Genomic DNA, 23,426 nt, shown 5'->3' on the forward strand with positions numbered 1-23,426 from the left:
ATTTTATTCAACTAAAGATCCCATATCAAAAATAGGTAAATAAAGCCCAACAATAATAGTGCCAACAATACCACCAAGAATCACCATTAATGCAGGTTCAAGCAACTGCGATAGAATATCAAGCTGATCATCTAATTTCTTTTTATAGATTTGGCTAACATATTCACTCATTTCAGCCAATTTTCCGCTTCTTTCACCAACAGATAACATCTGTACAGTTTGGCTTTCAAATACATCTGTATTTAAACACTCGGAAAAAGCGTAACCTTGTTTAATCAGTGTTAATACCGACTGACACTCTTGTTGTAAAATGGGATCTGCCTGTTTATTTGATAGAAAAGTTTCTAAAATAAGATCTAATCGAAGGCTAGCATTTAACATTAAGGCTATATTTTGAGTGAAATAAATAATACGGGATTGACCTATGATATTTTTAAACACAGGAAAATTACTTAAAATATAGTATTTAAACTTTTTAATTATTGTTGTTTTTTTATCTAAAAAAGAGAAAAAACAGCCACTCAGCACAAATAAAAAAAGTATAAATATATAATTATCAATTAATAAATTAGAGAGAAAAAAGAGTGCTTCAGTGATAAAAGGCAATGTTTTATCTTTCGCACTATATAATTCTGCAAATTTAGGCACAATGAGTACTAACATTCCAATTGAAAGAGTTAAAGCAATAACTAATACCATTACAGGATAAAACATAATCTTCTTTACTTTCGAAAATAATTTCTCACTTTCAGATCTGGATTTAGCTATATTTTCAAGTATTGTTCCTAATTTTCCACTCATCTCCCCCATTTTGATAAGCTGAATTTCCTGGTTATCTAAATAGCGATTTAAATTTTCTAATGATGTTGAAAAAGAATAACCTAACTCAACTGAACGTATTATTTCTTCAATCCATAAATAGAGTTTTATATTTTGTGTATTTTCTAAAATGATTGATAACGCTTGTTTTAAGGGAAGTTTTGCGTTAATTAGTAAAGCAAGTTGAGAAATAAGTTGAGTCACCTCTTCCGATTTTGGATTTTTAGGTAAAATAAAATTCCGACTAATTTTAATTTGTTGGAATCCTTTTTTTATTAGCTTTTGTTCTAATTCTTCTTGATTTCTAGCTAATAATTTTCCTTTTTGTTTTTTCTGAAAACGATTTACCGCTTTCCAATGAAACTCATATACCTTAAACATAGCCTAATACTCGTTGTATTTCTGATAAATTAGTTTTATTTTCTTGATATTTTTGCATTGCACTTTCCGCTAAAGTAGAAAAATCTAAATAAGCGGTCGATTTTTCAAATTCTTTTCCATTTTTTGAAAGTAATTGATACACACCAATTCGTCCTTTGTAACCCTGATAGCAATGTTCACAGCCATGACTTTGACAATATGTGCAGATTTTCCTAACTAAACGTTGAGCAATGACTAATTGCAAACTGTTTCTTAGTTCAAACTCTTTAATTCCAAGTTGCAAAAGTCGTTCCACCGCTGATAGTGCATCGTTAGTGTGAAGCGTTGAAAGCACTAAATGCCCTGTTTGTGAGGCTCGAAGTGCCATTTGAGCACTTTCTTCATCTCGAATTTCACCAAACATAATAATATCGGGATCTTGGCGTAAAAAGGTGCGTAATAATTGGCTGAAATCTAACCCAATACCACGATCAACTTGCGTTTGAATGATGCCTTCAATTTCTATTTCTATTGGATCTTCAGCTGTTAGAATATGTTTTTCACTCTGATTTAAATAACTAAGTGCACTATATAATGTAATACTTTTTCCGCTACCTGTTGGACCTGTCACCAATATTAAACCTTGTGGTTGATTTAATGCATCTAATAAAATTGTTTTCTGGTTTTGATTAAATCCGAGTTCTAAAAAATCTAAATTAATAGGTTTATTTTTTTGCAAACGCAGTACTATTTTTTCACCAAAATGAGTTGGCAATGTAGAAACACGAAAATCTAAAGTATCAGAAATTGTTGTTTTAAAGTGGAATTGTCCATCTTGCGGTAAACGAGTTTCGCTAATATCCAATTTTGCGAGAATTTTTAATCTGGAAATAATTCGACTAGATAAATTCAGAGATAGCGTTTTATAAATATGCAAAACGCCATCAATCCGCAAGCGGATCATAAATCTATTTTTCTGTGGTTCTAAATGAATATCGGAAACATTTTTCTGTAGACAATCATTAAATAATTCATCTAGCAGATGAATTACTGGATCAGTATGGTCTAATTCTACTTGCTGGTTGTTTTCCGAATAAATAATTTCCGTTGTTTCATAAATAATATCTTTTTTAGGCGAAAGCTCATTTAATAGGTATTTTAATTCCTCAGTAGAAATTAAAATGGGCTCAATCTCTTTATGAGCAATAAAGGAAAAGATCTCATAAGCGGTCAGATTATTCAAATCATCAATAGCAAGCCATAATTTCTCTTTATCTTCTTTCACGGGAATGGCTAAATAACGTAAAAGAATCGTTTTCTCTTCGCAATTTTTCTGCCATTGGTGCTCAGAGATTTCAAAAATATTTTGAGTGTTTAAATCGCAAACAGTGTAAGTCATAGTTTTTTGTTATAAGTGATTTATTAGCAAAAGAGCGGTCAAAATTGACCGCTTGAGAATGCTTCTATTAGTTTGTTGAGCTTGTAGAGCAGAAATTTGCAGGGAATAAACTTATATCAGAACCCGTACAAGTCGTTTTCCAACTAATCGTATTGGAGCTAAAGGTTGGCGTCATAGTATAGCCAAATCCATCAATATTGCCTTTACCTGCTACCGTAATTACCCCGCTCGCAACAGAAACAGATTTCAAGTATTTGGTTTCGTCACTTGAGGCTTTGTTTGCTTGTACACCATTTGAACCGCCTGAACAATTCGTTACCTCACCAGTGTTGTAAATACAAACCTCTACATCGGATTTATACGAAGCAGAAGCCCTTAGTAGCTCAGAGAGAGCTGCTTTTTGCGTATAAGTGGTATAAGAAGGGATCGCAATGGTCGCTAGAATGGCAATGATGGCAATCACAATCATCAATTCAATCAAGGTAAATGCCTTTGTAGGCTTAAGAAAAAGAGGCTTTTTTGTTAAAGATTTCATTCGTTAAATTTCCTTTTAAATCAATATGCGTGTTATTCACGCCCTTAAAGTTTGCGGATTTTTTCTGTTTTGGCGAGTATCAATGTTTAAATTTTCGAGCGTGCTCGAAAAAATAAAAATTTCAGTGTTTATTTATTCAGTATTTTTTGCTAGTATTTCGTCAATTTTTCAGTTTAAAATTAAGGTTTAATATGGCAAAGACACCAAAAACGGCTTATGTGTGTAGCGATTGTGGCGCAGAATACTCTAAGTGGATGGGGCAATGTAAAGAGTGCTATGCGTGGAACACTATCAGCGAAATTCGTTTAGTTTCTGCTAAAGAAAGTAAAAAAAACGACCGTTTTAGTGGCTATGCGGGCGAAACTTCTGGCAAAGTGCAAGCACTCTCTGAGATTAGCTTGCAAGAAGTACCGCGCTTTAGCAGTGGATTTAACGAACTCGATCGCGTGCTTGGTGGTGGAGTTGTGCCAGGTTCTGCTATTCTGATTGGTGGTCACCCTGGTGCGGGGAAAAGCACGTTGCTACTCCAAGTGATGTGCGGATTATCTAAAGAAATTCCGACGCTATATGTGACAGGCGAGGAATCGCTCCAACAAGTCGCAATGCGTGCTAACCGTTTAGGTTTACCAACAGAGCACCTCAAAATGCTTTCTGAAACCTCGGTTGAGCATATTTGTAACATTGCCGATCAAGAAAAACCCCAAATTATGGTGATTGACTCTATTCAAGTGATGCACCTTTCAGATATTCAATCTTCACCAGGTTCGGTTTCTCAAGTGCGTGAATGTGCTTCATTCCTCACACGCTATGCGAAAACCCGCCAAGTGGCAATTATTATGGTGGGGCACGTAACCAAAGATGGTACGCTTGCTGGACCTAAAGTTTTAGAGCACGCGATTGATGCTTCACTCTTGTTAGAAGGCGAATCGGACTCTCGCTATCGTACTTTGCGCAGCCAAAAAAACCGTTTTGGTGCCGTAAATGAGCTAGGTGTGTTTGCGATGACAGAACAAGGACTTCGTGAAGTCAAAAACCCATCTGCAATCTTTTTAAGCCGTAGCGATGAGTTGGTTTCAGGCAGTTCTGTGGTTGTGCTTTGGGAAGGAACTCGCCCGCTCTTGGTAGAAATTCAAGCCTTAGTCGATCATTCAATGCTTGCCAACCCGCGCCGTGTTGCTGTGGGTTTAGATCACAATCGCTTATCACTATTGCTTGCTGTTTTACACCGCCACGGTGGATTGCAAATGTCAGACCAAGATGTATTTGTCAACGTAGTGGGCGGCGTAAAAGTGACAGAAACTAGTGCAGACTTAGCCTTAATTCTCGCCTTAATTTCTAGCTTTAGAAACCGACCACTTCCGCAAGATCTCGTGATATTTGGCGAAGTGGGCTTAGCAGGCGAAATTCGTCCTGTGCCAAGTGGTCAAGAACGTATTTCTGAGGCTGCTAAACACGGTTTCAAGCGTGCCATTGTGCCTTTTGGGAATATGCCTAAAAAATCGATTAAGGGAATGGAAGTTTTTGGCGTGAAAAAACTCAGTGATGCGTTAGATATTTTAGGCAATTTGTAATGGTGAATTCCTCTATTAAATGGTTAATGCTTTGCCGTGAGCCACGTTTATATAGCTGCCAACGGATTAAAACTGCGTGCGAACAGCGTGGTATTTCCCTCAATATACTCGATCCCAATCGAATGTTACTTAAACTTGCAAATGTTGGAGGAAAATCGACCGCTAGATTATTCTATCAGACGTCCGAACAAGAGTTACAGCTTGATGAATATCACGCTGTGCTTCCTCGTTTCGGAGCAACAAGCACAGAGATGGGCTGTTATGTGTTGCAGCATTTTGAAATCAAAAAAACAAAGGTACTAAATAGTGCCCAAGCTTTCCGATTAGCTCGAGACAAATGGCAAAGTTTGCAATTGCTCGCAGCTTACGGTTTGCCTATTCCTTCAACAAGTTACATTGGCGAATTAGTTGAAAGCTCTTCACAATTGGCTTTGCATTTTCCTGCAGTCGTACTTAAGACATTAGTCGGTATGCAAGGTACTGGTGTAGAATTATATGAGGAGACAAGCACAGCCTTAAATAAGTTAAAAATGCTAAAGCAAGTGGGTGAAAAAGCCTTAGTACAAGATTTTATAGTCGAAACCCGAGGGCAAGATATTCGTGCTTTTGTTATTGGTGATCAAGTAGTCGCAAGTATGCAACGCATAGCAGGGAATGGGGATTTTCGTGCAAATTTACACCAAGGTGGCAAAGCTGAAAGCATTGAACTGACAGAGGAAGAAAAGCAGATTGCTATTCAAGCAACAAAAGCCATTGGATTAGATGTTGCAGGCGTTGATTTAATCCGCTCCAAGCAAGGCCCGATGATTCTAGAAGTGAATGCGAGCCCTGGTTTGGAAGGGATTGAAACAGTTTCTGGCAAAGATATTGCGGGGATGATGGTCGATTATTTGCTAGGCATATAGCTTATGAATGTTTTACAAACATTGACACCGATTCCAAATGACCTGTATGCGGAAACATATCAATCATTGCCGATTTTGCTAATTTATAGCCCGCTTGAATCAGTTTTTCGGCATCTCGAACCAAAGTGGCAGGATTGCAAGAGACATAAACAATACGCTCAGGATTGAGTTCGCATAAGTGCTCTAAGGCAAATAGAGCACCGTTGCGAGCAGGATCTAATAATACTTTATTGAACGGTTCTGTTGCCCAAGGTTGATCGGCGAAGCGTTCATCCAGGTTGGTTTGGAAAAATTCAACATTACTTAAGTTGTTTGTTTTGGCGTTCGCTTTTGCTTGATTAACCATTTCTTCGACACCTTCTACGCCCACAGCATAATTCGCTTTTTGCGCGATCGGTAGCGTGAAATTTCCCATTCCGCAGAAGAGATCTAAAATGCGATCTTGCGATTGGATATCAAGCCAATCCAAGGCGGTTTCAACCATTTTTTGATTTAATTCACGGTTTACCTGAATAAAATCACGAATCCCGAAATGAAGCGTTAAGCCATTGATTTGATAGTAAGGAAGCTCGCCAAACCAGTGTTCCAGCTGATTCTCTTCCATCATTATAAATAAAGAAAGTTGTTCCTTTTCTGCGAATTGAAGCAGCGTTGTGCGGTTTTTCTCATTAATTTCGCCTAAGTGGCGTAAAAACATTGCAATGCCATTATCAGCAAGCACGAGCTCAATATGCCCAAGCAATTTTTTGTTTTGCCACATCACCACAAGCTGTTGCAGTTTCGGCAGTAAATCGGCAAGTGGTTTCTCTAAAATATCGCAACGTTCAAGCGGTATGATTTGGTTAGAATTTTGTAGCCTAAAGCCCATCACCCACTCATTTTTTTGTTGAGTAATGCTCAATCGAGCTCGGCGGCGGTAATATTTGTCGCTTCCAACAATCATAGGTTGAAAATCAATAGGTGTAGCTTGCAATTTTTGCAGGCGATGAAATAGTGCTTTTTGCTTTGCCTTGCGTTGCAATTCAAGGTCGATGTGTTGCATTTGACAGCCGCCACACTTGGCATAATATTGGCAAAAAGGTGTTTGACGTTTTGCAGATTTTTCCAATATTTTGACCGCTTTCGCTCGCCCATATTGACGCTTTTCTTCCAGCGTTTGAATTTCTACCTCTTCATCGGGCAAGGCATTTTCAATAAACCAGGTTTTGCCATTGAGTTTTGCCACCCCTAAACCTTGATAATCTAAAGATTGAATTTTTACCGTTTGACGAGTGGTAGATTTTGGGGATATTTTTGCAGAGTGCTTTGCAGTATTAGGAGTATAAAAAAGAGCCATAAAATAGAATAAATTAGTAATGATAACGACAAGAAGCAATTAAAATTGCTTCATCAGTTACGGCATAAACCAGCCTGTGTTTTTCATCAATTCGACGAGACCAAAAACCACTTAAATGAAACTTCAATGATTCAGGTTTTCCTATACCTTCAAAAGGCGTTCGTTGAATATCCTTGATGAGATTATTGGTGCGTTTTAGTTGTTTTTTGTCGGTGGCTTGCCAATATAAATAATCTTCCCAAGCGGTGTCGGCAAAGGTCAATTTCATTCAATCAATTCCCTCTCTTGCCCTTCATTTTGGTGAAGTTGCTCAATGGCTGAAAGTAAGTGTTGAGCATTGGCAGGCGAACGAAGCAAATAAGCAGTTTCCTCTAGTGAACGATAATGTGCTAGAGAAATAAGCACACAATCTTCGCCCGTAGTGCGAGTGATTAGCACAGGTTCATAATTTTCCACGACTGAAGTCATTGTTTTGGCTAAAGTTTGACGGGCTTGTGAATAAGAAATAGCTTGCATATAAATTCCTTCAGAAAAGTTGTACAAAAGATTGTACATTTGTCGCTTAGAGAATGCAATATCAGGCTCTGATTGCTTTTCTCTGCGTGAATGCAAAGCTTAAATTTGCTAAAATATTGCCTTAATGAATACAGAAAAAAAGAGGCGAAAATGTTTGTCGTTGGGCAAAGATGGATTAGCGAATCCGAAAATAATTTAGGTTTAGGTTTAGTTTCAAATGTAGATAACCGCACGGTGACTATTCAATTCCCTGCTGCGGAAGATGAGCGAATTTATGCGGTTTCAAATGCACCGCTTACCCGCGTTCAGTTCCAAGTGGGGGATGTGATTACCGCTCAAGAAGGTTGGAAAATGCAGGTGACACAAGTGATGGATAATCAAGGTGTGGCGTTTTATTTAGGCAAACGAACGGATAACCAAGAAGAAAGCGTTTTGCCTGAAATGTTGCTTGATCACAAAGTTAGTTTTAGCCGCCCGCAAGACCGTTTATTTTCGGCACAGATTGACCGTTCAGATCGTTTTTCGCTCCGCTATCGAGCTTTGCAGCATCAACAAGCACAGTTCCAATCTCCGTTGCGCGGTTTGCGAGGCATTCGTGCCAGTCTGATTCCGCATCAATTGCATATTGCCAAAGAAGTGGGGCAACGTCTCTCGCCACGTGTATTACTTGCTGATGAAGTAGGTTTAGGGAAAACCATCGAAGCAGGGATGATTTTACAACAACAAATTTTTGCAGGACGTGCTGAACGTGTGTTAGTGCTTGTGCCTGAAAGCTTGCAACATCAGTGGCTGGTGGAAATGCTTCGTCGTTTCAACTTGCGTTTTTCGCTGTTTGATGAAGAGCGTTGTGCGGATTTCGACAAAGCGGACGAAGATGGCAACGATGCAAGCGAAAATCCATTTGAGAGTGAATCGATGGTGATTGCTTCCATCGATTGGCTAGAAGCTATGCCAAATCGAGCCAAACAAGTGTTGGAATGCGAGTGGGATATGTTGATTGTCGATGAGGCACATCACCTTGAGTGGTCAGAAGATGCACCTTCGGTTGCCTATCAATTGGTGGAAAAACTGGCAAAACAGATTCCGTCTGTCTTACTGCTTACAGCGACGCCTGAACAGCTTGGGCAAGAGAGTCATTTTGCTCGCCTCGCTTTGTTAGATTCCGATCGTTTTTATGATTATTCTGCCTTTGAACAAGAACAAAATGCGTATCAACCTGTGGCAGACGCAGTGGCGACTTTATTGAATGACAAGCTGTTAAGCGATACGGAGCAGAATGCTATTACAGAATTATTGAGCGAAGAAGACACCGAGCCGATGTTTAAGATTATCAATAGCAAAAAATCGGCAGAATCTGATCGCTTGCAAGTTCGCCAAGAACTCATTAAAGAGTTGATTGACCGTCACGGCACAAGCCGCGTATTGTTCCGTAATACACGCCAAGGCGTGAAAGGCTTCCCTCGTCGAGAATATTATCAAATTAGCCTTGAATTACCGAACCAATATGCGAATGCGTTAAAAGTGATGGGCACAATGGGGGCGTTACAGATGAGCGATCGTCTTTACCCAGAGAGTTTGTTCCAACGTTTCAATCCAAATGCACGTTGGACAGAGTTTGACCCGCGTGTGGAATGGTTGATCACTTTCCTGAAAAATCACCGCGATGAGAAAATCTTAGTGATTTGTAAACATGCAGAAACGGCAATTGCACTTGAGCAAATTTTACGTGAAAAAGAGGCAATTCGCTCAGCGGTATTCCACGAGAAAATGTCGATTGTGGAACGTGATAAAGCCTCTGCTTACTTTGCACAACAAGAAGAGGGGGCACAGGTGCTTATTAGTTCTAGCATTGGCTCGGAAGGGCGAAACTTCCAATTTGCTAGCAATTTAGTGCTATTTGGTTTGCCAGATAACCCTGACTTATTGGAACAAAGTATCGGGCGTTTAGACCGAATCGGTCAGAAAAATGACATCAAAATTCATGTGCCTTGTTTCGAAAATTCTGCACAATCGGTACTTGCTGATTGGTATCACCAAGGTTTGAATGCTTTTGAAGAAACTTGTCCGATGGGCACGGCACTTTACCGTGAATTTGGTGAAGCCTTAGGGGGCTATTTCCTCAACTCACAAGCGGACGGATTTGCAGAATTAATTGCAAAAACCAATAAACGCCAAAAAGCCTTGAAAGCTGAACTAGAGCGTGGACGCGATCGATTGCTGGAACTTAATTCCAATGGTGGTGAACAAGCCCAACAGTTAGCCGAGGAAATTGGTAAGCAAGATAATCAGCCACAATTGGTAAATTTTGCCTTGAATTTGTTTGATGTGATTGGTGTGGAACAAGAGGATTTAGGCGAGCAGAGTATTGTAATCCGCCCAACAGGGCATATGCTGGTACCTGATTTTCCTGGACTTTCGGAAGAGGGGAATACGGTAACTTTTAATCGTCAATTAGCGTTAATGCGTGAAGAGCTTGAATTCTTAACGTGGGATCATCCGATGATCCGTAACGGTATTGATTTGATTACCTCTGGCGATATTGGTAAATCAGCGGTATCGTTGTTGATTAATAAAAATTTGCCAGCGGGCACCTTGTTGCTCGAAACTATTTTTGTGGTGGAAACGCAGGCACCAAAAGGCTTGAATCTTACGCGTTTCTTACCGCCAACACCAATTCGTGTGTTGTTGGATGTGAAGGGTAATAACTTGGCAGTACAAGTGTCGTTTAATGGTTTAGAAAAACAGCTTAAGCCTGTCAACCGTCAAATGGCAAACCAAATTGTGAAAATGGCACGTCGTAATATTGAAAAATTGATTAAGCTGAGCGAGCAAAAAGTGATGGAACAAGCACCAGGCATTATTGCTCAAGCGAAAGTAGAGGCGAATAGTAAATTACAAGCCGAATTACACCGCTTGGAGGCGTTGAAATCGGTGAATAAGAATATCCGTGATGATGAGATCCAAGCTCTTGAACAGCAATTGAATGAAACACTTGCACATCTTGAACTGGCAAATTGGCGATTGGATAGTTTACGAGTGATTGTGAGTAATCAGGAATAATTATGGCACTTATTGAATATCATCCACCGCTTGAGCCCTTTTTAGATGAGGTTTACCGCGATAATCATATTTTAGTGATTAACAAACCAAGCGGGTTGCTTTCTGTTCCTGGTAATCGCCCTGAATATTTTGACAGTGCGATGACTCGCGTACAGAAAAAATATGGCTTTACTGAACCCGCTCACCGTTTGGATATGGCGACAAGCGGTATTTTATTATTTGCATTAAGTAAATCAGCAGAAAAAGAACTGAAACGTCAATTTCGCGAACGTGAGCCGAAAAAGCACTATATTGCGTTGTTATGGGGAAAATTGGGCGAGAAAGTGGGTGATACAGGCGAGATGAATTTCCCGTTGATTTGCGACTGGGAAAATCGCCCACGTCAAAAAATCTGTTACGAGCGAGGTAAAAAAGCGATAACCCAATATGAGGTGTTAGCTCATTTGCCAAACAATACCACAAGAGTAAAACTCACTCCTATTACAGGGCGTTCTCACCAGTTGAGAGTGCATTCTTTGGCATTAGGACATCCTATTCTAGGCGATAAGTTCTATGCCAACCCATTAGCCAAAAGCCTTGCTCCAAGACTTTGCTTGCACGCTGAGAGTTTAACGATTACTCACCCAATAACGGGAGAGAGACTGACGTTTATGGCAGAGGCTGAATTTTGATTTATATGATAAAAATAGCTTAAATAGGAAAGATTATTTTTTGTCATCTTTATGCTAAAATACCCTCGCTCTTATTCCCCATTAGTACGGGAAATAATGCGCATTGCAAATCAGACTAATAAATTGACCGCTTGCAAGCGGTTTTTTCTTTCGAAATTTTTTCAAATTTAACAAGTAGCCTGTCGTATGGGTTACCACTGTAAGGATAAAAAAATGCCAATTATTACTTTACCAGATGGCTCACAACGCCAATTTGACAATCCTATTTCTGTTTTAGAGGTTGCTCAATCTATCGGTACGGGTCTTGCCAAAGCGACTATCGCGGGTCGTGTAAACGGTGAACGCCGTGATGCGTGCGATATTATCGATCAAGATGCAACATTAGAAATCATTACTGCAAAAGATGAAGACGGTTTAGAAATTATCCGCCACTCTTGTGCTCACTTGTTAGGTCACGCCATCAAACAATTATTTCCAGATGTGAAAATGGCAATCGGTCCAACGATTGAAAACGGCTTCTATTACGACGTGGATTTAGATCGCTCTTTAACCCAAGAAGATATTGATGCGATTGAAAAACGTATGCTTGAGTTGGCAAAAACCAACTATGATGTAGTGAAAAAACGTGTGAGCTGGCAAGAAGCACGCGACACCTTCGAGCAACGTCGCGAGCCATACAAAATGGCAATTTTAGATGAGAACATCGAACGCACAGCAACGCCTGCGTTATATCATCACCAAGAATATATTGATATGTGCCGTGGTCCGCATGTGCCAAATATGCGTTTCTGCCACCACTTCAAACTTCAAAAAGTGGCGGGGGCTTACTGGCGTGGCGACAGCAAAAATAAAATGCTGCAACGTATTTACGGCACAGCTTGGGCTGATAAAAAACAATTAGCCGAATATTTACAACGCTTAGAAGAAGCAGCAAAACGTGACCACCGTAAAATCGGTAAAGCGTTAGACTTATACCATATGCAAGAAGAAGCACCTGGTATGGTATTCTGGCATAATGACGGTTGGACAATTTTCCGTGAACTTGAAACCTTCGTACGTACCAAATTAAAAGAGTACGATTACCAAGAGGTAAAAGGTCCGTTTATGATGGATCGTGTATTGTGGGAAAGAACAGGTCACTGGCAAAATTACGCTGATTTAATGTTCACAACGCAATCTGAAAACCGTGAATATGCGATTAAACCAATGAACTGCCCTGGTCACGTTCAAATCTTCAACCAAGGTTTGAAATCTTACCGCGACTTACCAATTCGTATGGCAGAATTTGGTTCTTGCCACCGTAACGAGCCATCAGGTTCTTTACACGGCTTGATGCGTGTGCGTGGCTTCACCCAGGATGATGCCCACATTTTCTGTACCGAAGATCAAATCGAATCTGAAGTAACCAGCTGTATTCGTATGGTTTACGACATTTACAGCACTTTCGGCTTTACCAACATTGCTGTAAAACTCTCTACTCGCCCTGAAAACCGCATCGGTTCAGATGAAATGTGGGATCGTGCTGAAGCAGGTTTAGCCGCAGCACTTGCCCACAACGGTTTAGAATATGAAATTCAAGAAGGTGAAGGTGCATTCTATGGACCGAAAATTGAGTTCGCCTTGCGTGACTGCTTAGGTCGTGAATGGCAATGTGGTACGGTGCAATTAGACTTTGCTCTTCCAGGTCGTTTAGATGCTTCTTATGTGGCGGAAGACAATAGTCGTCGCACGCCTGTAATGATCCACCGTGCAATTTTAGGCTCAATCGAACGTTTCATCGGTATCATTACTGAAGAATATGCTGGTTTCTTCCCAGCCTGGTTAGCTCCAACGCAAGCAGTGGTGATGAACATTACTGACAGCCAAGCGGACTACGTTCAACAAGTAGTGAAAACCCTTTCAGATGCAGGCCTACGCGTGAAAGCAGACCTGCGTAACGAAAAAGTGGGTTTCAAAATCCGTGAACACACCTTACGCCGCGTACCATATATGCTCGTGTGTGGTGATAAAGAAATCGCTGAAGGAAAAATTGCTGTACGTACCCGTAAAGGGGCAGATTTAGGTACATTCAAAGTAGAAGAATTTGCTGAAATCTTGAAAAACCAAGTTCGTGGCCGTGAGCTTAAATTGTTAAGCGAAGAATAGCCAGAAGTTATATTTAGATATAACTAGTCATCCATAAAAAGGCATAGTTGACAAAATAGTTGAAAACTATATCATATAGACAAACAGTTGCTGATGTTTATTGTTCAAAACATCAGCAACTGTTTTTATTTAAAAATCCTCATGTTTTATAAATCAAGTATACAAACGACGGTAAATGTCATTTTTTTTACTTTTTACTAACAATGGTGTCTACTATACCAATTTTTATGCAACATACATTTTCTCAATCTGCTCTCGATAACGCTGCATAATCACCTTACGGCGTAATTTTAGCGTTGGAGTAATTTCTTCCATTGCTTGGGTAAAGGCTTGAGGCAACAGAGTAAATTTCTTTACTTGCTCAAAACTTGCCAGCTCTTTTTGTATTTCATGTAAGCGTTTTTCGAACATTTGGATAATCTCAGCGTGTTTAATCAGCTCTAATCTATCCTGATATTTAATATTCAACTGCTTCGCATACTCTTCAAGGCTATCAAAGCATGGCACAATCAAGGCTGAAACATATTTTTTCGCATCAGCAATAATCGCAATTTGCTCAATAAATTTATCTTTGCCAATTTTTCCTTCGATATATTGTGGTGCGATATATTTGCCATTTGAAGTTTTCATTAACTCTTTAATACGGTCGGTAATGTGCAAATTGCCGTGCTCATCTATCTCGCCCGCATCGCCTGTTTTTAAGAAACCATCTTCAGTAAAGGCATTAGCGGTTTCTTCAGGCTTTTTATAATAGCCTCGCATTACCATTCCGCCACGGACTAAAATTTCGTTGTTTTCGCCAATTTTCACTTCCGTATTTGGCATTAATTTACCAATGGAATTAGGGTTGAAACCGTGATCTTCCCAGCAAGAAACGGTTGCGGTGGTTTCAGTCATTCCATAGCCTAATTTGACATTTACGCCTAAGCTATGGAAAAACTTACCGATGGTAGGTTCTAATTTCGCTCCGCCACAAGGCATCATTCGTACTTGTCCACCTAATAAGGCACGTAGTTTTGAAAGCACAAGTTTGTCTGCCCATTTATGTTGCCATTTTAACCAGCGAGAAGGTTTGGCAGATTGATAATGTTTTTCGCCCGCTTGTATCGCCCAATGGAAAAGCGTTCTGCGGATAAATGGTGCTTTTTCAACCTTATCTAACACTGCAGCATAAATTTTTTCATAGAATCGAGGTACAGCACACATCACCGTAGGTTTGGTTTCAACCAGTGCTTGACGAATTTGGTCGGTATTTTCTAAATAGCAGTTAGTTGTCCCACGATGGAAAATATAGGCAACCCAAGCACGTTCGAAAATATGTGAAAGCGGTAAAAATGAGAGTGAAATATCTTGCTCGCTAATATTGAGAGCCTGATCATGCGATTGAAGCTGATGAGCCAAATTTGCATAATCCAACATCACACCTTTTGGATCGCCCGTTGTACCAGAGGTATAAATCAGCGTAAAGAGATCATCCAAACGTTTCGATGCAAGACGAGCTTCAAGTACGATCATATTTTTGTCAACTTGAATGAAGTTTTCCCAATGGCAAGCGAGAGGATGATTATGAAGATTGATACTTGATTTCATTGCCACAATTTTGATTAATTGTGTACAGTTGTTCGCTATTTGAATAGCACAATCCATTTGAGCTTGTTCGCCCACAAAGAGAATTCTAATATCAGCATCGTTGATAATATATTCAACTTGGGGAGGCGTGTTGGTGGCGTAAATTGGCACGGTCACAACACGTGCTTGCATTGCCCCAAAATCGGCAATGCTCCAGCGTGGCATATTGTGAGCAAAAATGCCAATTTTATCTTGAATTTCAATACCTTGAGCAATTAAAGCAAGCGAGATGTTATCAATCTCTTGTTGAAAGGTTGACCATTCCATATTGCACCATTTTCCTTGTTCTTGGAAACGTAAAGCGGTGCAATTTGCGAAATTTTTTGCTTGAAAACGAAGACGGTTAACAAAATGAAAATCTAAAGCAGACATCTAATAATACCTTAATATTTCAGCTAACAATTGTTCGCTAATATACTGGATTTGAAACTGGAAATCCAGAAAAAGAGAACAACTGTAAGCTGAAAAATAGAAAAGGTATTAGATTATTTTCTTAGGAGTTTATAAACTCTCTGAAGCAAACTTAACGGCAAAATTCTTGGAATTGCACGCATAAAGAAGATTGCAATCCCTGAAATGGGACTTTGGATTTTGACTTGGTTTTTGAGTCTATAAAGCTCCCATTCGTATTGGAACTGTTTCCAACCACGACGGCGACCTACCATTCCATTTCCCACGCGAGCATAAACTAAAATATCTGATAAATTTGCTACATTTAAGCCTGTTGCCAGCATTTTAATCCAAAGCGTGTAATCTTCTTGCAAACCTTGATAACCACCACATTCAAGCACTTTCGATTTTTTATAAGCCACGGTCATATGGTTGAACGGGCAACGTAAGCGGGTAAAACGCACAATCTCCTCCTGCGAGGTGGGCACGTTACGATAAGCCACAATGTCATTGATATTTTCACCAAATTCAGCAATTTGCCCCCCGAGCATAATGACATCTGGATGCTGTTGAATAAATTTTGCTTGTTTTTCAAAACGTTCTGGCACGCAAATATCGTCGGTATCCATACGGAAAACCCATTCGTGGCGACAATAATTTAAGCCATCATTAAGTGTTTTACCTAAACCACGATTCTGAGGGAATTTCACCGCTTTTATTGGCAAAATCGCCTCATATTCGGTCACAATTGCCTCTAATTCAGTTGTTACAGCACCATCAAATAATACGACTATTTCGGTTGCGGGTAGGGTTTGATTTTTTAAACTTTCAAAACATTCTTTAAGATATTGTGGATTCTCTTTAATATAAAGAGACATTAATACTGAAAATTCCATTAGAAAAACCTTTTCATATTGATTGCTAATTTAGGCGAAATAAAGCTAATAATTGCAATAGCAAAATGCTTTATATTATGGCTACGTTTAAAAATTTTAAAATAATAATTTGCCGCCTTGCGAGATAAATTCATCGCATAAATATAAGAGAGAATATAAAGTGAGTTAATGGCAAAGTTTTGTTTTTGCTTTTCTGTTTTGACATATTTATGCTCAATATATTCAATCGCCTTTTCGGTGTTCTCCGTATTGGTTGAAACACTTGAGCGTTTAGTATGGAAGTAACAAATACTCAAAGGTTGATTGATAAATCCTGCTTTTAAATTGGGGCTATCTGCTACTTTTAATGCAAATTCATAATCTTCCAATGATTTTAATTCTGAATTTAATCCTTCCAAGGCGATGAAAAAGGATTTTTTAATCCCCATCATTGGCATTCCGCCCAATTTATTGGCTAATAAAATATTATCTAAATTGATTTTATTTGGCTCAATTGGATTAGTAAAATATTGGAATTTTTCATTTACCATTTCACACTTGGCAGAATGGTAAATAAAATTTACTTGTGGATGTTGTTCAATATATTGGCTAATCACTTCGCATTTATTATTGGCAAAGCGGTCATCGTCATCTAAAAATAAGAGCCACTCTTGTGAAGCAAGTTGTGCACCAACATTACGGCTACCAGCTGCCCCTTGATTTATTTCGTTTCGAAAAACCTTCACTTCAAAAGGATAGTTTGGCTCAATAACCACAGTTTGTAGTGAGCAGTCATCAACAATAATCACTTCAAAATTATAAACCGTTTGGGCCTTTAAACTCCCAAGTAATTCAAGCACTTCCGTGTTGCGATTATAGGAAGGGACAATAATACTAAACATTTTCTTCCTCTTTTTTCTTGCAATAAATAATAAAATTTTTACCGCTTGTACCAAATAGGGAGAGGAACATCAGCAAGCCAAACATTACGCTTGGATAAGCGTAAGTATCTGCTTTAATGTTCCAGATGGTCATTAAGCCTAATGTTGATAAAATAAACAACCAACTGCCGTTGAACCAGTTATCAGCCACTCTTTTTACAAAATAAGCGGTGAAAGCAAAGCAAGCTAACATATAACCAATGCCGCCATATAAAGCTTGGCGAATAAAACCAGAATCAGAGCCACCGTAATAACTCCAGCCATTCGGTTGATAATATAAGCCATCGCCCATTAAGAGCTGTTTATTTGTTGGCATAAAAAGATGTTTGTTCATAAGAGTATCGGTTGAAGAACTTAGTCGTTCTCCGCCGTTAATCAGGTTAATAACGGGTTCGAGTGCGTGTTCAACATAGCGATTTTCCGCATGGAAATAAGCCAAATAGAGCACTAATGCAACAAATGCAAGTAATGCGGGTAGATAACGCCAGCGGAAATAAAGCAAGCAACTTACTAATGAAAAGGTTAAAAATAATCGCCCCGCAATCAGCCCGATACATAAAAGCAAGAAGAGCCAGATTGGATTTAGTACTTGAGTTTTCGCGTGATAAGCAAGCAGAAAATGTAGTAATAGCACATAAAATACGCTAAGCGGGAAAAATGCTGCGGAGGTTAAATTATAGAGCCGATATTCCTGCTCTGAACCAATAAAACGTGCTAAATGACCGCCCATATAGGAGTTTGTATTAATCGCAAAATCAATCATAAATGGCACGCCAACCAAAGCAAAAAATCCAATAAATGCTTGCACGCCAATACCAATTTTTAAGTCGCGGATAAGTTGCGATTTACCATTTTCGTGTTGGTAGAACAGGTTATAAATCGTCATCCCCAAGATAAACACAAACAACGATTTGGCATACATACTTAATACGCCTATTTCTTTCGTACCGTTAATAATGAGCGGAATCGCAGAAATAATTAGCAATGCGATACAAGCAATCAGGCTATCTTTAGGAATAACCACGCTTTTTTGGCTTTTATTGCACCATTTATAGGCTAAAAATAGCAGTGCGATGGAGCCTGTTATTAGCCCCATTCGGATAAAATGTAAAAACCACGGATCGTATAAATAAAAAAGACTTACTAAAGCACTCATTATAAATTTCTCTTAATGGCTAACGCTTTTTTAAGCGGTAGTTTTAATAATTTTTTAAATAGATTATTTTTTAATGAACCACGTAAGTCTTCTAAATTACTCGCAAGATTCGGGTTTTCAATAACCATTAACGGGCGAATAACAAAAATATCTAAATTAAAATCTTGTCCAAATAGAATAAAATCGTCCGCTAACCAATATGGCTTATGAGTTTTTAACTCTGCAAGAAAACGTAATGCTGCAGATTTTTTAATTAAATAAGCTACTGTGCCTGCAAAATAATTTTTGTAAGGATAAGAGTAAGTGTAGCCTGTATTTTCAATTCGTTTTTGCCAGCATTTAAATGTACTTGGATAGTTAATTTTTAGTTCTACATCATTAAAAGTAGGGATTTTTGATTGTCCAACTAAAACAATATCCGCTTGTAGATTTTGCTGTAATAAAGCGGTTAAATTTTGCTGAAAATTTGCAGCGAAGAGTGCATCATCTTCACATACTAAAACATAATCGCCAGCATTGATAGTTTGATCTTCTGTAATCAGTTGATAAACAGCTAAATGGCTTAATGTACAACCAATTTCCCCCTTAGTGACTAGGCGGTGATAGCGTTGTTTAAATTTCTCAAAGTTAAATCTATTCTGTAACTCTGTTTCTTCTAACGCCATTGTGTTGATAGCACGAAAGATTTCAAAATCAGAGGTGTCAGGTTGAGCGAAAAATAGTTCTCGTCTTTTTACATCTTTCTCTAATGAAATTAAATATTTTTTCATTTTATTTGCCTAGAATTTTATACTTTTCGATAGGATATTTAAAATAATAAATAGTTGAGATGATCAGTCTCGTAAAACTTGCCCCTAACAAGGCATAGGCTACGCCATATAATTGATGCCCTTTGAATAGGTAGAATAAACTCACAAAGACTGCAATGGAAATAATCTGACTAATAAATAATAGAACTTGTTTTCCTTGAATGAGCATATTTTGTGAAAATAGCCAAGATAAGCCTGCAATAATAGAGTTGATAACAAAGAAAATAAGGACTGGTGCAACCTCTATATATTTAGCACTAAAAAAGAACTTAATCACGGGTTCTGCTAAAAGAGGGACAAGAATAATAGCACCTAAACTCATCAAAGCAATAATTGCCAATACTGTTTTTAATCTATTTAAGTTATTTAATAAACCTGAATAATAGTAATCAGTAAGCATATTAATAAATTTTGTAACTAATGAATCAAATGTAATACAAACAGTATAAAGTCCCAAAGTATAATGACCTAGCAGAGCAACAATTAAAAATTTATCAATACTTGCAGTAGTTGCACCAAAGGTTTGATATAAATTCTGTTTAATCCACGTTTTTAAGAAAAATTTACGCTCTATCGGTTGTATATTTTCTTTCTTTTTGAATTTACTTTCTATTTTATGTAAATAAAATAAGCAAGTAATAGATTGAATAATGCTATATAAAGTTAAAAGATAAATAACAACCTCAAGAGGTTGCTCACCCCCAAATAAATAAGCCGTTCCATAAACAAGCACTAAAAATATCGGTTGCTGAAGATTGATTGCACGATAAATTTTTAGGCTTTCATCAATTTTACTTTTTTCTAGCGTAATGGTAATAATAGCTGTTAATAAAACATTGATAACAAATAAGAGATGAAATGTTGTGATATTAAAAAATGTTGTTGCGATTGTAGAGGCAATTAAGGCTAATAATAGGAATGCGATAAAATATTTTCGCCATCCCCAATATTGTTGATTTCGCATTGAAAGAGCAAATGAGAAGCCTGCCCCGCCCGTTGCAAAAGTTACCGCATAAGATACAGATGTAATAAAGAGTTGGTGAGCTCCGCGATCATCAACTGATAATAATCGGGCAAGTATCAGTGTACTTACCATTGTTAATCCCATACCTAATAGGGTAACAATAATGAGATGAATTAGATTACGATTTGTGTTCATATAATTTTGCAAAAGAAATATCTTTTGTCCATTGGTTGTAATACCCAGAATTTTTTCCATAAGAATTATCACAAACTTCGTTTTGGATACCTAAAAGACAAGCAAAAATATGTCCGTGTAAACGACTTGTAATAATATTATCGTAGTTTAAAAAGATATTTTGACAACGGGTAATAACATCCATTGAATGACGATACCACACATCATTAATTTTATCTTTTACAAAACCTAAATTAAATTTATTCGCTAAAACAGAAAAACGGCTACACCATAATTCAAATTTCATATCAGAAGGTAATAAAAGATCATCCCAATCTTTAACATTATTTAAATCAGGTAATGTCGCTTGAATTTCCGATTCAATATGGCTCTTTTCAATATCTTTACGTAAGAAATAAAGTGTATTCTTACCAGAAGTTTCTTCTTTTTGTGGTAATGTGCCATAAAGCTGATGAGCCATATCAGGCGATAATGCGACATTAGGTGAAAAATGTGCTTTCATCATCTCAAAAGTATTTGTATCACGAGAAAAAAGATGCAAATCTTTATGTTGAGAAAAAATAGATGCTGATTTTTTCATCGCAGCTTCATTTGAAAAATGTGCTGTTTGTGGCAACAAAATAATACGATTATTTGGAAAAGCTTGCACCAAATCTTCACGCATTTTTTGAATGCTTGGATAAAGATCGCCAAAGTTACCGCCACCGTGGCATAAAATTGTTGTGTTTGGATGCACGAATTTACGCACTTCCTCTAAGTTAAAAGCTTGCAAACAGCGACGTAAGCGAATGTTGATTTGGTAATCCTTGAAAAATTGTTCCGTGCCTGCGTAAATCAATAGATCCCCGACATTTTGATGTAGCGGATAGTCAAAATAAAGCACATCATTTTTATCAATAATTTTTTCTTCAATCTGTTTTAATTGTTGTTTTAATGCCAAAAGCACTTGATTCATCGTAATCTCTCAAAAAGTAAAATAAAAAAATGAGCGAGGATAAGACCACGCTCACGCAAAAGCGTTCTAAAAACTCTCAAAATAATGGTGCATTTTAGCAATAATTCACGCAAAATACGCAAAAATCTTTTTGAGGTGTCTATGTTTTTTTATCTAACTAAAATTCTAACCGCAATTGCCCTCCCTCCCTTTAACATTGCGGTGATTTGGATTTTTTCGCTCATTTTAAACCGCTTGCATTACAAGAAAATAAGCCGCTTTCTGACTATTTTTGGCATTGCGATGCTCTATCTTTTCAGCACGCCTTTTATGGCAACGATGCTCAGCAATTCTTTGATTGAAGAGAATAAACTCACGCTACAAGATTACCACCAAGCACAAGCGATAGTCGTGCTTGGTGGTGGTTTGCGCGATAGCACAGAGTTGTATGGAAATATTACGGTGACCAATAACGAACTGGAACGAATGCGTTATGCTGCGTTTTTACACAACGAAACAGGCTTGCCGATTTTAGCCACAGGCAGATCACCAAACGGTAATTCAGAAGCAAAAGTGATTGCCAAAGAGTTCCAACAATTCTTTGATGTACCAACCAGATGGGAAGAGAGTGAAGCAAAAACCACCAAAGAAAATGCGCTCTACACCAAGCAAATGCTTGAAAAAGAAGGCATCAATAAAATTATTTTAGTCACCCAAAACTGGCATATGAAACGAGCAAAAATGCTTTATGAACAGCAAGGTTTTGAGGTGCTGCCAGCTGGCGTAGGCTATGGCAAAACGCCTTGGGAATATATCAATTTTATGTATTTCGTCCCGCAATCGGGCGCAATGGATAATATGATGCAGTTGCTTAAAGAGTGGTTGGGGTATTGGAAAGAGAAATAATATTGGAAAGAGAAATAATAAAAGAAAGCCACTTTTGAATTAAACCATATTTGGGTAGAATACCCCTTATTTTATTGATAACAACAGAGGATTTTATGCAAACTTACAACATTGCAGTGTTAGCAGGGGACGGAATTGGTCCTGAAATTATGGCACAAGCGATTAAAGTGCTTGAAGCGACACAACAAAAATTTGGTTTTAAATTGAATTTCAACCACTTCAACATTGGCGGTGCGGCAATTGATGCCCAAGGTAAAGCCTTACCAGAGAACACTTTAAAAGGCTGTGAAGAAGCGGACGCTATTTTATTCGGTTCAGTAGGTGGCCCGAAATGGACACATTTACCGCCAGATGAACAACCAGAGCGTGGTTCATTATTACCACTTCGCAAACATTTCAAACTATTCTGCAACCTCCGCCCAGCAGCACTTTATCAAGGCTTAGAAAAATTCTGCCCATTGCGTGCAGACATCGCTGCAAAAGGGTTCGATATGGTGGTCGTGCGTGAATTAACAGGCGGTATCTACTTCGGTCAGCCAAAAGGTCGTGAAGGCGAAGGTGCACAAACCAAAGCATTCGACACTGAAGTCTATTACAAATATGAAATTGAACGCATTGCACGTGTGGCATTTGAATCTGCAATGAAACGCAGAAAACACGTTACTTCAATCGACAAAGCAAACGTGTTACAAAGCTCAATTTTATGGCGTGAAACGGTAAACGAAGTGGCAACAGAGTTCCCAGAAGTGACCCTTGAGCATATGTATATTGACAATGCCACAATGCAGCTTATCAAAGCACCAGAGTCGTTCGACATCTTACTTTGCTCAAACATCTTCGGTGATATTATTTCCGATGAAGCAGCGATGATTACAGGCTCAATGGGGATGCTCCCATCTGCCAGTCTCAACGAAGATGGTTTCGGTTTATATGAGCCAGCTGGCGGTTCTGCACCAGATATCGCAGGCAAAAACATCGCCAATCCAATCGCACAAATTCTTTCTGCGGCAATGATGCTGCGTTATAGCTTCAACCTCAACGAGGCGGCTGATGCGATTGAACAAGCAATCCAAAAAGCCCTCGCTGACGGCTACCGCACTGGCGATTTAGCAGACAACACTGCCCCAATTTCCACCAGCGAAATGGGTGATGTGATTGCGAAGAATATCTTGGCGTAGTTTTGTCATTCATCACATTAAACGCGATTTGTTAAAGTCAACGCTTCTTTAAGAATCTAAGCGGTTAAATTCCCTCACTATTTTGCAAAACGTGAGAAGAAGTTGACCGCTTGTTTTTTCTACCAAACAAGC

The 23,426-nt window shown here is 38.4% G+C and carries 20 protein-coding genes; 7 read left to right on the plus strand and 13 right to left on the minus strand.

The features are described from left to right. Window positions 1–3: 3 nt before the first annotated feature. From B0185_RS00410 to B0185_RS00420, 3 genes are all read right to left on the minus strand, one after another. Window positions 4–1,200, minus strand: a complete 1,197-nt coding sequence (locus B0185_RS00410; RefSeq protein ID WP_005707359.1) for a type II secretion system F family protein — start codon at window positions 1,198–1,200, stop codon at window positions 4–6. Further along, a complete protein-coding gene (locus tag B0185_RS00415) occupies window positions 1,193–2,578 on the minus strand; it encodes a GspE/PulE family protein (protein WP_005707356.1) in 1,386 nt (461 codons plus the stop codon). The genes B0185_RS00410 and B0185_RS00415 overlap by 8 nt, the downstream gene beginning before the upstream one ends. A 67-nt stretch (window positions 2,579–2,645) precedes the next feature. After that, window positions 2,646–3,113, minus strand: a complete 468-nt coding sequence (locus B0185_RS00420) for a pilin (RefSeq protein WP_005707325.1) — start codon at window positions 3,111–3,113, stop codon at window positions 2,646–2,648. Window positions 3,114–3,304: 191 nt separating this feature from the next. Between B0185_RS00420 and radA the strand changes: the two genes are divergently transcribed. After that, the gene (gene radA, locus B0185_RS00425) at window positions 3,305–4,684 is read left to right on the plus strand and encodes a DNA repair protein RadA (RefSeq protein ID WP_005707288.1); all 1,380 of its coding nucleotides are present in this window, start codon (window positions 3,305–3,307) and stop codon (window positions 4,682–4,684) included. A 14-nt stretch (window positions 4,685–4,698) separates the two neighbouring features. After that, the gene (locus B0185_RS00430; RefSeq protein WP_039863409.1) at window positions 4,699–5,589 is read left to right on the plus strand and encodes an ATP-grasp domain-containing protein; all 891 of its coding nucleotides are present in this window, start codon (window positions 4,699–4,701) and stop codon (window positions 5,587–5,589) included. Window position 5,590: 1 nt separating this feature from the next. On the opposite strand, the gene rlmD is transcribed toward B0185_RS00430, so the two are convergent. From rlmD to yefM, 3 genes are read right to left on the minus strand one after another with little or no spacing between them, the layout of a single operon-like run. Next, window positions 5,591–6,925 (minus strand): 23S rRNA (uracil(1939)-C(5))-methyltransferase RlmD, encoded by a 1,335-nt coding sequence (gene rlmD / locus B0185_RS00435; RefSeq protein WP_039863408.1) that lies wholly within the window; start codon window positions 6,923–6,925, stop codon window positions 5,591–5,593. Between the two features lie 13 nt (window positions 6,926–6,938). Beyond that, window positions 6,939–7,193, minus strand: a complete 255-nt coding sequence (locus B0185_RS00440) for a Txe/YoeB family addiction module toxin (RefSeq protein ID WP_005707339.1) — start codon at window positions 7,191–7,193, stop codon at window positions 6,939–6,941. After that, window positions 7,190–7,441: a YoeB-YefM toxin-antitoxin system antitoxin YefM gene (gene yefM / locus B0185_RS00445; protein WP_005707332.1), complete on the minus strand. Its 252-nt coding sequence runs from the start codon at window positions 7,439–7,441 to the stop codon at window positions 7,190–7,192. Before yefM ends, B0185_RS00440 begins: the two co-directional genes overlap by 4 nt. Window positions 7,442–7,591: 150 nt before the next feature. Here yefM and rapA point away from each other — a divergent pair, with 150 nt between their 5' ends. The 3 genes from rapA to thrS all read left to right on the plus strand — a co-directional run bounded on the left by rapA (window position 7,592) and on the right by thrS (window position 13,317). Continuing rightward, on the plus strand, window positions 7,592–10,501 hold the full coding sequence (gene rapA, locus B0185_RS00450; protein ID WP_005707320.1) for an RNA polymerase-associated protein RapA: 2,910 nt from the start codon (window positions 7,592–7,594) through the stop codon (window positions 10,499–10,501). 2 nt (window positions 10,502–10,503) lie between these two features. Beyond that, entirely contained in the window at window positions 10,504–11,172 is a 669-nt protein-coding gene (gene rluA / locus B0185_RS00455) for a bifunctional tRNA pseudouridine(32) synthase/23S rRNA pseudouridine(746) synthase RluA (protein ID WP_005707293.1), read from the plus strand. A 213-nt stretch (window positions 11,173–11,385) separates the two neighbouring features. Continuing rightward, on the plus strand, window positions 11,386–13,317 hold the full coding sequence (thrS, locus tag B0185_RS00460; RefSeq protein WP_005707277.1) for a threonine--tRNA ligase: 1,932 nt from the start codon (window positions 11,386–11,388) through the stop codon (window positions 13,315–13,317). 225 nt (window positions 13,318–13,542) lie between these two features. Here thrS and B0185_RS00465 read toward each other — a convergent pair whose 3' ends face one another. From B0185_RS00465 to B0185_RS00495, 7 genes are all read right to left on the minus strand, one after another. Continuing rightward, window positions 13,543–15,318 (minus strand): AMP-dependent synthetase/ligase, encoded by a 1,776-nt coding sequence (locus B0185_RS00465; RefSeq protein ID WP_005707353.1) that lies wholly within the window; start codon window positions 15,316–15,318, stop codon window positions 13,543–13,545. Window positions 15,319–15,431: 113 nt separating this feature from the next. Beyond that, window positions 15,432–16,232, minus strand: coding sequence for a glycosyltransferase family 2 protein (locus tag B0185_RS00470; RefSeq protein ID WP_005707268.1), 801 nt, complete (start codon window positions 16,230–16,232; stop codon window positions 15,432–15,434). Continuing rightward, on the minus strand, window positions 16,232–17,113 hold the full coding sequence (locus B0185_RS00475; protein WP_005707279.1) for a glycosyltransferase family 2 protein: 882 nt from the start codon (window positions 17,111–17,113) through the stop codon (window positions 16,232–16,234). The genes B0185_RS00470 and B0185_RS00475 overlap by 1 nt, the downstream gene beginning before the upstream one ends. Continuing rightward, window positions 17,106–18,308 (minus strand): hypothetical protein, encoded by a 1,203-nt coding sequence (locus tag B0185_RS00480; protein WP_005707321.1) that lies wholly within the window; start codon window positions 18,306–18,308, stop codon window positions 17,106–17,108. The genes B0185_RS00475 and B0185_RS00480 overlap by 8 nt, the downstream gene beginning before the upstream one ends. Further along, the gene (locus B0185_RS00485) at window positions 18,308–19,078 is read right to left on the minus strand and encodes a glycosyltransferase family 25 protein (protein WP_005707334.1); all 771 of its coding nucleotides are present in this window, start codon (window positions 19,076–19,078) and stop codon (window positions 18,308–18,310) included. Before B0185_RS00485 ends, B0185_RS00480 begins: the two co-directional genes overlap by 1 nt. A gap of 1 nt (window position 19,079) precedes the next feature. Then, window positions 19,080–20,213 carry a lipopolysaccharide biosynthesis protein gene (locus B0185_RS00490; RefSeq protein ID WP_005707294.1) on the minus strand — a complete coding sequence of 378 codons (1,134 nt, stop codon included), beginning with the start codon at window positions 20,211–20,213 and terminating at the stop codon, window positions 19,080–19,082. 46 nt (window positions 20,214–20,259) lie between these two features. After that, on the minus strand, window positions 20,260–21,231 hold the full coding sequence (locus tag B0185_RS00495; protein ID WP_005707296.1) for a polysaccharide pyruvyl transferase family protein: 972 nt from the start codon (window positions 21,229–21,231) through the stop codon (window positions 20,260–20,262). Between the two features lie 141 nt (window positions 21,232–21,372). Here B0185_RS00495 and B0185_RS00500 point away from each other — a divergent pair, with 141 nt between their 5' ends. Together B0185_RS00500 and leuB are read left to right on the plus strand one after the other, a co-directional pair. Beyond that, window positions 21,373–22,116: a YdcF family protein gene (locus B0185_RS00500; protein WP_005707365.1), complete on the plus strand. Its 744-nt coding sequence runs from the start codon at window positions 21,373–21,375 to the stop codon at window positions 22,114–22,116. A gap of 95 nt (window positions 22,117–22,211) precedes the next feature. After that, window positions 22,212–23,294, plus strand: a complete 1,083-nt coding sequence (leuB, locus tag B0185_RS00505) for a 3-isopropylmalate dehydrogenase (protein WP_005707379.1) — start codon at window positions 22,212–22,214, stop codon at window positions 23,292–23,294. Window positions 23,295–23,426 lie beyond the last annotated feature (132 nt).

The organism is Haemophilus parahaemolyticus (assembly GCF_002015035.1).
GTDB classification, from domain to species: domain Bacteria; phylum Pseudomonadota; class Gammaproteobacteria; order Enterobacterales; family Pasteurellaceae; genus Haemophilus_A; species Haemophilus_A parahaemolyticus.